The following is a 13121-nucleotide window of genomic DNA, read 5'->3' as shown; positions in this document are numbered from 1 at the left end:
TAATACCATGACTGACGCACTTTATATTCTCAAAGTCGCCCTCGATGTACCCCTCGATCGGGTGTTTGACTATAGGACGGATAAACCTAATACTCAAATTGGACAGTATGTGGTAGTGCCTTTTGGTGCTCGTAAAATGATCGGTGTCGTGGTCGGTGTTTCTGATACCAGCTCAATCGAATCTAAAAAATTAAAGTCTATTATCCGTTTAGATCCTGAAGTGATTTTTGATGAGCAAAGCTTTAAGCTTTTTCAATTCTGCAGTCAGTATTATCACTATCCCTTAGGGCAAACTATTTTGTCCGCCGTGCCATCCAGATTAAAAAAGATAAATACAAAGGCGATGGCGAAAAAATATCTATATCGTTTAACACCCAAGGCTATAGAGTTAGGGGTCGATCAATTACCACCTCGACAAACGACTTTAAAACGCATTGTGATGGCCTTAATTGATGCGACACTTCTTGATGAAGCAAGTCTTCGCTCGATCAGTAGTACTTGGAAAAAATCAATAGAAACACTGGATGAGATGGGTTGGATTGAAAAAGAAGAGATCACCTTAGACGATAAAGTCTATATACAAGCGCCTATTCCATCATTGAATGATGAACAAAAAAAAGCATTCGATGAAATTTCAAAAACAAATAAAATTTTTGCAGCTTGGCTACTTTATGGCATTACAGGAAGTGGTAAAACCGAAGTCTATATTCGTTTAATTGAAGAAGCGTTAAAAAAAGAACATGCACAACTCTTAGTCCTCGTCCCTGAAATTAATTTAACACCGCAATTAGAAAGCCGTTTTAGAGCACGTTTTGAAAAATATACACTCGTGACACTTCATAGCCACTTAACGGATAACGAACGTTTAACCCATTGGCGACTTGCTAAAGAGGGGGCAGCCCAAATTATCATTGGGACACGTTTAAGTGTTTTTACACCCATGCCACATTTATCTCTCATCATCATTGATGAAGAGCACGATGCATCCTTTAAGCAACAAGAAGGTTTACGTTATCACGCAAGGGATGTCGCAATTTTCCGTGCCAAATCAGAAAACATTCCGATCGTGATGGGGACTGCAACGCCATCTCTTGAAACTTGGTTTAATGCGACTAAAACCAAAGACACCAAAAAATTTGGGTTTTTAAAATTAACTTCGCGTGCGGTTGTAGATTCAACACTCCCCGAAATTAAGTGTATTGATATTTCGAAGTCGACGGTCACAAAAGGTTTTTCACCTTATCTTGTTGAAGCGATTCGTGATCGTTTAAACAAAAAAGAACAGAGCCTTATTTTTATTAATCGTCGAGGCTTTGCACCGGTTCTTTTATGCTCATCATGTCAGTGGACAGGTCGTTGCCATCGTTGCAGTAGTAAGTTAGTGGTGCATTTAAATCAAAAACGATTACGTTGTCACCATTGTGGCCATGATGAAAAAATGCCACTGCAATGTCCCTCATGCGGCAATACTGATCTTTATCCAACCGGATTAGGGACGCAGCGTATTGAGGAAACAATAAAAGAATTTTTCCCTGAAGCCCGCATTTTAAGAGTCGATCGAGACTCCACAAAAACTAAAGAAGCGCTCAACGATTTATTCTTAAAAATGAAAAATCGTGAGATTGATATTTTGATTGGCACTCAAATGCTATCTAAAGGTCACGACTTTCCATATTTAAGTTTAGTTGGTGTATTGGATACGGATCAGGCTTTATATAGTCCCGACTTTAGAGCGAGTGAGCGTTTATTTTCACAATTGATGCAAGTAAGCGGCCGTGCAGGACGCGCAAAGACAAAAGGCGAAGTATATATACAAACTGCATTTCCAAATCACCCCATATTTGAAGCATTAAAAACACATGATTATGAACACTTTGCGAATGAGCTTTTAAAAGAAAGAGAATTAGCAGAACTAAGCCCCTTTGCCTTTCTCGTTCTTCTGAAGGGAGAGGCGCATCAATTGGCGCATGTGATGCAATTCCTCAATGATGCCATGATCCATGCACAAAATTTAAGTGCTCACGTGACTGTTTATAATCCAGTTCGACCTATTATGGAGCGCTTAAAGGGCATGGAGCGAGCGCAGTTAGTCCTTCAAGCAAGTTCTCGCGTAGCATTGCAAAAATTACTTAATGATTGGGTGCCTTATTTACGTGAAAATAAATTAGCCCAGAAAGTAAAGTGGGTTGTTGATGTTGATCCGCTAGAGTTTTAATTTTCACTATGACCGAATCTCTAATCCCACTAAAATAAAGATATGAAAAAAAATCCTCCATGCGTCATGACATTTTCTGCGACGGACCCAACAGGTGGCGCTGGACTTCAAGCTGACGTTTTAACGCTAGCCAGTTTGGGTTGTCACCCTTTATCAATCACCACAGCCATTACCGTGCAAGATACTTCCGGCGTTGAAAGCATGATGGCTTTTGATGCTGACTGGGTGAATGATCAAGCGCGCACTTTATTAGAAGACATGGAAGTTTCCGCATTTAAATTAGGTTTATTAGGGAGTGTTGAAACGATCGCGATGATTGCAGAAATTGTGGCGGACTATCCCACAATTCCACTCATCATCGACCCTGTATTAGCCTCGGGTCGAGGTGATGCGTTAGTCACCAATGAAATGATTAATGCGATGTCAGACTTGCTGTTATCGCAAGCAACACTTATTACCCCGAATAGTATTGAAGCAAGGCGCTTAGCATTTAAAGATGGAGACGATTTTGGTGAAGCGAGTTTGGATGAATGCGCGGAACGACTTCTTAATACGGGTTGCCAATTGGCTTTAATTACAGGTACCCATGAAGTGACGACTGAAGTCATTAACACTTTATATAATGAGAATGGCAAAGTGAAGAGTTACAACTGGGAAAGATTGGCAGGGAGTTATCATGGCTCAGGCTGCACTTTGGCTTCAGCGATTGCCGGTTGTATGGCGTTAGGATCCACATTAGAAGAGGCGATACAAGAAGGACAGCGCTTTACTTGGCAGTCTCTAAAGCATGGATATAAGCCTGGCATGGGCCAATTTATTCCAGATCGACTCTTCTGGGCTCATGATGATGAATTGGAATATGCGCGATTCATTCATCATTAAAGGTTTATACGTCATCACTACTGATATGACGGACTTAAATACACTTATCCACAAAACGAAATTAGCCATTGAAGGTGGCGCTTTTATGGTGCAATATCGCAGTAAAATACAAGATCGTGACGTTAAAATACAGCAATGTGCTGCTATTTTACGTCTATGTCGTGAATATGGTGTGCCATGCATTGTAAATGACGATGTGGAGATGTGTCTTAATTTAGAGGCAGATGGTGTTCATTTAGGTGAAAATGATGACAATATCGCCGAAGTTAGGCTCATTTTAGGCGAAGATGCCATCATTGGAAGCTCATGTTATGACCAGTTAAGTCGTGCAAAACAGGCCCAAAAAGAGGGTGCGAGCTATGTTGCTTTTGGTGCCATGTTCCCAACGCCTACAAAATCTAACGCTCCGAGAGCCACGTTAGAACTTCTAAGTGAAGCAAAACGTGAGATTCATATTCCCATCGTTGCAATTGGGGGCATCACCGTGAATAATGCTCATGATGTTATTGAAACAGGAATCGACGCGATCGCTGTCATTACAAGTCTTTACGAAGCTAAATCAATAAAGGAAACTGCAGAAACATTTTTAAAGATGTTTCATTAAATCGATATGAGTCAAAATAAAACGCTATTTGAACGCTCACAAAAAGTCATTCCAGGTGGCGTCAATTCTCCCGTTCGTGCATTTAAGTCTGTCGGCGGTACGCCAATTTTTTTCAAAAAAGGCTTAGGTAGCAAATTATGGGATGAAGATGGGCGCGAATATATTGACTACATCAATTCCTGGGGCCCCATGATATTAGGCCACGCACACCCACAAGTCTTAAAAGCAGTTCAAGAAGCTTCATTCGATAGTTTGTCATTTGGTGCTCCCACAAAACGAGAACTCGAGATGGCGGAATTACTCGTGAAACTCGTCACCAGTATTGAACAAGTGCGACTTGTGAGTTCAGGCACTGAAGCTACGATGAGTGCGATTCGTGTCGCACGTGGATTTACGAAGCGAGATACTTTAGTTAAATTCGAAGGTTGTTATCACGGTCATGCAGATGCGCTATTAGTTAAGGCAGGTTCAGGACTCTTAACCTTCGGAGAACCAAGTTCAGCAGGCGTTCCAGAAGATGTCGCAAAACATACTTTAACGTTACCTTATAACGATGTCGAAGCTTTAAGAGCGCTATTTAAAGAAAAAGGCGACACGATTGCGACTGTCATTATTGAGCCAGTCGTAGGTAATATGAACCTCATTATTCCCCACATGGAATTCTTAAAAACACTTCGTGAGTTATGTACTAAACACGGCGCCGTGCTCATTTTTGATGAAGTGATGACAGGCTTCAGAGTCAATATAGGTGGCGCTCAGGCGCTTTATGGCATTACGCCTGATTTAACGACACTTGGTAAAGTGATTGGTGGTGGGTTACCCGTGGGTGCTTTTGGTGGACGACGCGATATTATGCAATGTTTGGCCCCCATAGGTGCGGTATATCAAGCGGGCACATTGTCTGGAGACCCTGTGGCAGTAGCGGCAGGTTTAGCTACCCTCAAACTCGTGCAAGCTCCAAATTTCTATGAAGAGTTAACGAAAAAAACCAAATCACTCGTGGACGGACTCACCAAAGCCGCACATGAATTGAATGTGAAATTTAGTGCGCAATCCGTAGGCGGTATGTTCGGCATTTATTTTAGTGAAAAAGCGCCCACAAGCTTCGATGAAATCATGAAAAGCAATAAAGAACATTTCAATCAATTCTTCCATCACATGTTAACGTCAGGTTTTTACTTTGGCCCATCAGCATTCGAGGCAGGCTTCGTATCTATAGCCCATACAGATCAGGACATTCATCAAACGGTTGAAGCCGCAAAAGAAGTTTTTCAAGTCCTTAAATAGGCTCAATAATTGTTGAATTACAGGGCGTTAGGCTTTATTATTGAAGGTTCCGTTTAATCTTTTTAATGCAGTTTATGACTCAATTCGAAAGACCTGAGCAACAAGGTCTCTATAACCCTAAAAATGAGCATGACGCCTGTGGCGTTGGCTTTGTGGCTAACATTCATGGCACCAAAAGTCACACCATTGTGGCTCAGGGTCTTCAGATCTTAACCAACCTAACGCATCGTGGTGCGACAGGCTATGATCCAAAATTAGGTGATGGTGCTGGTATCCTCATTCAAATGCCAGATGGTCTCATTCGAGATGAGGCTAAAAAATTATCTGTTGATTTACCTCTATCTGGTCAATATGCATGTGGTCTTATTTTCTTTCCACAATCAAATTCGCATCGCACTCAATGTGAAAAGATCATCACTGACATTATCAAAGAAGAAGGCCAAACATTTTTAGCTTGGCGTGATGTACCTACCAATAATTCTAATATCGCAGATGCTGCGAAAGCACTAGAGCCTAAAATCAAACAAGTCATCATTGGTCAAGGCGGCGACATCAAAGATCAAAATCATTTCGAACGAAAACTATTTGTCATTCGTAAACGCATTGAACATAGCGTTAAAAAGTTAGGGCTTGACGATCCTGCACAATTTTATATTCCATCTCTTTCAAGTCGCACCATTGTGTATAAGGGCATGCTCCTTGCAAACGAAGTGGATACTTACTACCCAGACTTAAAAGACGAGCGTGTGACATCGGCATTAGCTTTAGTTCATCAACGTTTCTCAACGAACACGTTCCCTGCATGGGATTTAGCACATCCATTTAGAATGATTGCGCACAACGGAGAAATTAATACGGTACAAGGCAATGTCAATTGGATGCGTGCACGACATGAAAGTATGCAATCCGCATTATTAGGTGATGACTTAGAAAAGTTATGGCCACTCATTGTCGAAGGCCAATCTGACTCCGCATGTTTTGATAATTGTTTAGAATTGTTAGTTGCAGGTGGTTACAGTCTACCGCACGCAATGATGATGTTAATTCCTGAAGCATGGTCAGGTAATCCTATGATGGATGAAAATCGTCGTGCATTCTATGAATATCACGCTGCATTGATGGAACCATGGGATGGTCCAGCAGCAGTGGCATTTACCGATGGTCGTATGATTGGTGCCACCTTAGATCGAAATGGATTACGTCCCGCACGCTATTTAATGACCGATGATGGTGTCGTCATGATGGCATCTGAAATGGGTGTGCTGCAATTCCCACAAGAAAAAATTATTAAGAAGTGGCGTTTGCAACCAGGCAAAATGCTTCTTATCGATATGGAAAAAGGCCGCATCATTGATGATGAAGAAGTGAAAAAAGAACTCGCAACACATAAGCCTTATCGCGAGTGGATTGATAGTTCTCGTTACTTCTTAGGTGACTTCCCAAAAACAAATAGCAAGACTGAACTTAAAGCGACCTTACTCGATACACAACAAAGTTTTGGTTACACACAAGAAGATATTAAATTTATTTTGCAACCAATGGTGGCAAATGGGGAAGAGAATTCAGGTTCGATGGGTAATGATGCTGCACTTCCAGTACTCTCAAAAAAACCAAAACTTATTTACAACTACTTTAAACAATTATTTGCACAAGTAACTAATCCACCGATCGATCCAATCCGTGAAGAGTTAGTGATGTCACTTGTGACATTTATTGGACCCAAGCCTAATTTATTAGCAGTCGATGAAACAAAACCAACTACAAGACTTGAAACAAGTCAGCCTGTTTTAACGCTTGATGATTTAGAACAATTAAAAAATATTTCTAAACTCACAAAAGATGCTTACAAATCTTTAGTACTTGATATTACATACAATGTGAAGGGCCTTAAAAAAGACGACGCGTATGGTATGAAAAAAGCAATCGACACTCTTCGTCAAGATGTCTATAAAGCAGTGAAGGATGGTTACAATATTCTGATTTTATCGGATCGCAATCAATCCAAAGATCGTATGGCGATCCCGGCATTGTTAGCCACTTCGGCTACACATCAACATTTAGTGCGTGAAGGTTTGCGCACCAATACAGGCTTAGTGGTGGATACAGGTTCTGCTCGTGAAGTGCATCACTTTGCCCTTTTAGGTGGTTATGGTGCGGAGGCAATTTGTCCTTGGTTGGCATATGAGTCTATGCATGCCATGACAAATGACCATGTTCTTGCTCACAAGAACTTTATAAAATCGATTGGTAAAGGTCTTTACAAAGTCATGTCTAAGATGGGCATTTCAACCTACCAATCTTACTGTGGCGCACAAATTTTTGAAGCAGTGGGCCTTAACTCTCAGCTCATTAATGCTTACTTTAAAGGAACAGCCACCAATATCGAAGGAATCGGCATTGAAGAAATCGCAGAAGAAACCATGCGTATTCATCAATCCGCTTTTGGAGCTGACCCAGTCTTAGTTAATGCATTAGATGCAGGTGGTGAATATGCCTTTAGAGTCAGAGGCGAAGAACATATGTGGACACCCGATTCGATTGCAAAATTACAACATGCGACAAGAACGAACCAATATAGTACTTATAAAGAATATGCAGCCCTCATTAATGATCAAACGAAACGTCAAATGACTTTACGTGGATTATTTAAATTAAAAACGAATGACAAAGCAATTTCCTTAGATGACGTAGAACCGGCGAAAGAAATCGTTAAACGATTTGCAACAGGCGCGATGTCTTTAGGATCAATCTCAACAGAAGCCCATACAACATTAGCGATCGCGATGAATCGTATTGGTGGCAAATCGAATACCGGCGAAGGTGGTGAGGATGCAAAACGCTTCTTAACTTTAGATAAAGACAATACCGTTGCAAATGTGATTGGCCTTAACTTAATTGAAAGTGATATTAAACTTAAAAAAGGGGATTCACTTCGCTCGCGAATTAAACAAGTCGCTTCCGGTCGATTCGGCGTGACTGCAGAATATTTAAGTTCAGCCGATCAAATTCAAATCAAGATGGCACAAGGCGCAAAACCAGGCGAAGGCGGCCAATTACCAGGTCACAAGGTGAGCCCTTACATTGCAAAACTTCGTTTCTCTGTTCCTGGTGTCGGTCTTATTTCACCACCACCGCATCACGACATTTATTCGATCGAAGATTTAGCTCAACTCATTCATGATTTAAAAAATGCAAATCCAAGTGCAAGTATTTCAGTCAAACTTGTATCTGAAACAGGTGTAGGAACTGTCGCTGCCGGTGTTGCAAAAGCCAAATCTGATCATATTGTGATTGCAGGCCATGACGGTGGTACAGGAGCCTCGCCTATTTCATCGATTAAGCATGCTGGCACGCCTTGGGAGATTGGACTCGCTGAAACACAACAAACGTTAGTATTAAATCGTTTACGCGGACGCGTCATTGTTCAAGTCGACGGACAAATGAAAACAGGTCGCGATGTCGTCATCGGCGCCCTGTTAGGTGCAGATGAATTTGGTTTTGCGACAGCACCGCTTGTGGTTGAAGGTTGCATCATGATGCGTAAATGTCATTTGAATACATGCCCAGTCGGTGTGGCAACTCAAGATCCAGAATTACGTAAACGTTTCACTGGTCAACCTGAACATGTCGTGAACTATTTCTTCTTTGTGGCTGAAGAAGTGCGTGAGTGGATGGCATCACTTGGCATTAGAAAATTTGATGATCTAATTGGTCGCACCGATTTGCTTGATACACAAGCTGGTATTGAGCACTGGAAAATTCAAGGACTTGATTTCAGTAAAATTTTCTATCAACCCAATGTTGAAAAAGAAGTTTCACGTCGTCATACAGAAGAACAATCCCATGGTCTTGAACATGCGCTTGATAACGAACTTATTAAATTATCAAAACTTGCATTAGATAAACGTCAAAAAGTATCGATTAATTTACCGATTACCAATACAAATCGCACTGTGGGTACCATGTTGTCGCATGAAATTGCAAAACGTTTTGGTCATGAAGGTTTACCGCAAGATACCATTCAAATTACTTTAAATGGTACCGCTGGACAAAGTTTTGCAGCATTCTTAGCACAAGGTATTTCCTTGGAATTGATTGGCGAAGGTAATGACTATGTTGCTAAAGGTTTATGTGGCGGCAGGGTCGTGATTAAACCTCCTAAAGCATTTAAAGCGAAATCACATGAAAATATTATTGTAGGTAACACTGTGATGTATGGTGCAACAACAGGAGAGAGCTATTTTAGTGGCGTGGCAGGGGAAAGATTCTGTGTGAGAAATTCAGGAGCCTCCGCAGTGGTAGAAGGCGTTGGTAATCACGGTTGCGAATACATGACAGGAGGTACTGTCGTAGTTTTAGGTAATACCGGACAAAATTTTGCAGCAGGTATGTCAGGAGGGGTAGCCTACGTATATGATGAAGATAGTTTGTTTAGCAAACGTTGCAATCCATCTATGGTGTCATTAGAAAAAGTAGAGACACAACAAGCACAACCCAAAGTGCCTCAACATTTAAACCAACCTGATGAAGTCATTTTAAAAGCACTCATCGAAAAACATCTCAAATACACTGAGAGTGAACGTGCTAAATTTATTCTAGATAACTGGGATAAAGTAAGACCTCAATTTATTAAAGTCATGCCAAACGAATATAAACGTGCATTAAATGAACTTCATGCGTCACTTACAAAGGAAGCTGCATAATGGGTAAAGTCACTGGCTTCATGGAATTTGATCGCATCAGCGAACAAAACATACCACCACAAGAACGTTTAAAAAATTATAAAGAGTTTGTGCTTCATCTAAGTGATGACGAAGCTAAAAAACAAGGTGCGCGTTGCATGGATTGTGGCATTCCATTTTGCACAACAGGCTGCCCAATTAATAACATCATCCCTGACTGGAATGATTTAATTTATAACCAAAATTGGGAAGAAGCGATAGAAGTTTTACATTCTACAAACAACTTTCCAGAATTTACGGGCCGTATTTGTCCCGCTCCATGTGAAGCTGCATGTACACTTAATATCAATGATGATGCTGTCGGAATTAAATCGATCGAACATGCCATTATTGACAAGGCTTGGGAAAATAATTGGGTAAAACCTTTAATTTCAACATCAAAAACTAATAAAAAAATTGCCATTGTGGGTTCCGGTCCAGCAGGTATGGCAGCGGCACAGCAGCTCGCTCGCGTCGGACATGCAGTCACTGTATATGAAAAAAATGATCGCATTGGCGGGCTTCTTCGTTATGGTATCCCTGATTTCAAAATGGAAAAAACACATATCGATCGCAGGGTTAAACAAATGGAAGCTGAAGGCGTTCTTTTCAAAGTAAACCAAAACATCGGTGAAAATGTTAAGCCTGAAGAACTTACAAATAACTACGATGCAGTCATTTTGGCTGGCGGTGCAGAGCATCCTCGCGATTTACCTGTGCCTGGACGTGAACTTAATGGTGTTATGTTTGCGATGGATTTTTTACCACAACAAAATAAAGTGGTGGCAGGCGACAAATTACAAAATCAAATTTTAGCGACAGATAAACACGTCGTTGTCATTGGTGGTGGTGACACAGGCTCTGACTGTGTGGGCACATCAAATCGTCATCATGCAACGTCAGTCACGCAATTCGAATTGATGCCACAGCCCCCAGTGAAAGAAAACAAGGAGATGGTATGGCCGAATTGGCCACTTAAGCTCCGCACATCAAGCTCTCATGAAGAAGGTTGTGATCGTGATTGGTCAGTCACTACAAAAAGTTTTGTAGGTGAAAACGGCAAGGTTAAAGAAATCATTGCAGCTCGCGTTGAATGGAAAGATGGCAAGATGGTGGAAGTACCCAATTCAGAATTTACATTGAAAGCTGATCTTGTATTGCTCGCAATGGGTTTTGTGAGCCCACAACAAAAAATGTTAGACCTTTTTGGTGTAGATAAAGATCAGCGCGGTAATGTGAAAGCTTCTACAGAAGGTAAAGATGCTTATATTACATCGAAAGCTAAAGTCTTTGCAGCAGGCGATATCCGTCGTGGTCAATCTTTAGTTGTATGGGCGATTCGCGAAGGTCGTCAATGCGCACGCGCAGTGGATGAATTCTTGATGGGAATATCTACCCTTCCACGTTAATTTTTAAAACTTTATTTTTAAGTTTTAAAATCACCTATGACACAACTCAAAAACGATAACTTCTTAAAAGCACTTCATAGAGAACCCACACCATACACACCTGTATGGATGATGCGTCAAGCAGGACGATATTTACCTGAGTATCGTGCCACACGTCAAAAGGCAGGTGACTTTTTAAGCCTTTGTAAGAATCCAAATTTAGCAACTGAAGTGACATTGCAACCGCTTGATCGTTACCCGCTTTTAGATGCATCCATTTTATTTTCGGATATTTTGACAGTGCCCGATGCGATGGGATTAGGCTTATACTTTGCAGCCGGTGAAGGCCCTAAATTTGAAAGACCTTTACGTATTGAGGCAGATATTCAGAAATTAAAAATACCTGATATAGATAAAGACTTAAAGTACGTGATTGATGCAGTTTCACAAATCAAAAAAGCATTACAAGGGCGTGTGCCTTTGATTGGATTTTCTGGAAGCCCCTGGACGCTTGCGACTTATATGGTGGAAGGTCAAGGCGGGACTGATTTTTTAACGATCAAAAAAATGGCTTACAGCCGTCCTGATTTACTTCATCATATTTTAAAAACAACAACAGAAGCAGTGACGCAATATTTGCACGCGCAAATTGAAGCTGGTGTCGATACGATTATGATTTTTGATTCATGGGGTGGTGCACTATCTCATCAAGGCTATTTAGAATTTTCATTGCCTTATATGAAAGTGATTTTATCCAATTTGAAAATGATGAATACTAAAAAAATTCCATCAATCATGTTTACTAAAGGCGGCGGCCTTTGGTTAGAGGATCAATTAACAGCAGGTTCTGATGCATTAGGACTTGATTGGCAAACCGATATTGGAATGGCACACCAAAAAGTGGGTGAAAAAGTCGCCCTTCAGGGTAATTTAGATCCTGCGATTCTGTTATCTAAACCTGAAGCAATTGAAAAAGAAGTAAAAAGAATATTAGATAGATATGGCAAAGGATCAGGGCATATCTTTAATCTAGGTCATGGCATTACAGAGCACGCACCACCCGAGCATGTCGATGTGATGCTCAACACTGTGCGTGAATATAGCCAACAGTTTCACGCTTAATAAATTTAATTTGTGCTTTGTTGAAGTCTAGCGATACGATCATCTAGGCTTGGATGTGTCGAGAATAATTCCTTGAGCCCTATTCCTTGTTCACCCGAAATGCCCAATGCTGCTATTGATTTTGGTAAAGCGCTTGTTTCATATTGTGTTTTAAGGCGCTGAAGGGCTGCAATCATTTTTTGTTTTCCTGCGAGTTGCCCACCACCAAAATCAGCTCGATACTCACGTTGACGAGAAAACCACATGACAACGATTGAAGCTAGAACACCCAACAGTAATTCCGAAATAATCATTGTAATAAAAAATGCAGGGCCAGTGCCTTGTCTAGTTTTGAAAACGACTTTATCTACCGTATAACCAATGACACGAGAAAAGAATAATACAAATGTATTCACGACACCTTGAATTAAAGTCAGTGTGACCATATCACCATTTGCAATATGTGATATTTCATGACCTATAACTGCTTCTGCCTCGTCTTTTGTCATCATTTCAAGTAAACCCGAGGAAACTGCTACAAGAGAGCTATTGCGACTCATGCCTGTTGCAAACGCATTGACCACAGGAGAATTAAATATAGCCACTTCCGGCATCTGAATTCCAACGGCTTGAGATTGTTTTTTGATTATATTCATTAGCCAAATTTCATCAGGCGTCTTTGGGTTTTCAATCGTCACAGCGCCCGACATTTGTTTGGCTGACCATTTTGAAATGGCGAGAGAAATGAAAGCCCCGCCAAAGCCCATCACCGCTGCAAAAATTAATAGACTATTTAAGTTAAGTCCGTTCGCGTTAAGAAAGGGTTCTACACCAAGCAGTCGCATGGTGATAGAAAGAACTAAAACGATTGCAAGATTTGTAACAAGAAAATAAAAGATACGCTTCATCTTAAAAATACACTT

At 40.9% G+C, this 13121-nt stretch carries 8 protein-coding genes; 7 read left to right on the top strand and 1 reads right to left on the bottom strand.

Annotated elements, in window-relative coordinates; genetic code table 11:
* Positions 1-7: 7 nt before the first annotated feature.
* From FIT79_RS06520 to hemE, 7 genes are all read left to right on the top strand, one after another.
* Complete coding sequence (locus tag FIT79_RS06520) at positions 8-2215, top strand: primosomal protein N' (protein ID WP_139876049.1); 2208 nt, start codon at positions 8-10, stop codon at positions 2213-2215.
* Between the two features lie 42 nt (positions 2216-2257).
* On the top strand, positions 2258-3097 hold the full coding sequence (gene thiD / locus FIT79_RS06515; protein WP_139872268.1) for a bifunctional hydroxymethylpyrimidine kinase/phosphomethylpyrimidine kinase: 840 nt from the start codon (positions 2258-2260) through the stop codon (positions 3095-3097).
* Positions 3075-3701: a thiamine phosphate synthase gene (thiE, locus tag FIT79_RS06510; protein ID WP_189644858.1), complete on the top strand. Its 627-nt coding sequence runs from the start codon at positions 3075-3077 to the stop codon at positions 3699-3701. The genes thiD and thiE overlap by 23 nt, the downstream gene beginning before the upstream one ends.
* 6 nt (positions 3702-3707) lie before the next feature.
* Complete coding sequence (gene hemL, locus FIT79_RS06505) at positions 3708-4988, top strand: glutamate-1-semialdehyde 2,1-aminomutase (protein ID WP_139876047.1); 1281 nt, start codon at positions 3708-3710, stop codon at positions 4986-4988.
* A gap of 74 nt (positions 4989-5062) precedes the next feature.
* The gene (locus tag FIT79_RS06500) at positions 5063-9691 is read left to right on the top strand and encodes a glutamate synthase-related protein (RefSeq protein WP_420898287.1); all 4629 of its coding nucleotides are present in this window, start codon (positions 5063-5065) and stop codon (positions 9689-9691) included.
* Positions 9691-11118: a glutamate synthase subunit beta gene (locus FIT79_RS06495; protein WP_139876045.1), complete on the top strand. Its 1428-nt coding sequence runs from the start codon at positions 9691-9693 to the stop codon at positions 11116-11118. Before FIT79_RS06500 ends, FIT79_RS06495 begins: the two co-directional genes overlap by 1 nt.
* Before the next feature lie 36 nt (positions 11119-11154).
* Positions 11155-12219 (top strand): uroporphyrinogen decarboxylase, encoded by a 1065-nt coding sequence (hemE, locus tag FIT79_RS06490; protein ID WP_139876044.1) that lies wholly within the window; start codon positions 11155-11157, stop codon positions 12217-12219.
* A 5-nt stretch (positions 12220-12224) separates the two neighbouring features.
* Here the strand turns inward: hemE and htpX are convergent, their stop codons facing one another.
* Complete coding sequence (htpX, locus tag FIT79_RS06485; protein ID WP_139876043.1) at positions 12225-13106, bottom strand: protease HtpX; 882 nt, start codon at positions 13104-13106, stop codon at positions 12225-12227.
* Positions 13107-13121 lie beyond the last annotated feature (15 nt).

Source organism: Candidatus Methylopumilus universalis (assembly GCF_006365315.1).
Lineage (GTDB): Bacteria > Pseudomonadota > Gammaproteobacteria > Burkholderiales > Methylophilaceae > Methylopumilus > Methylopumilus universalis.
Note: the sequence above shows the minus strand (reverse complement) of the source record. Positions and strands in the feature narration are given on the sequence as shown.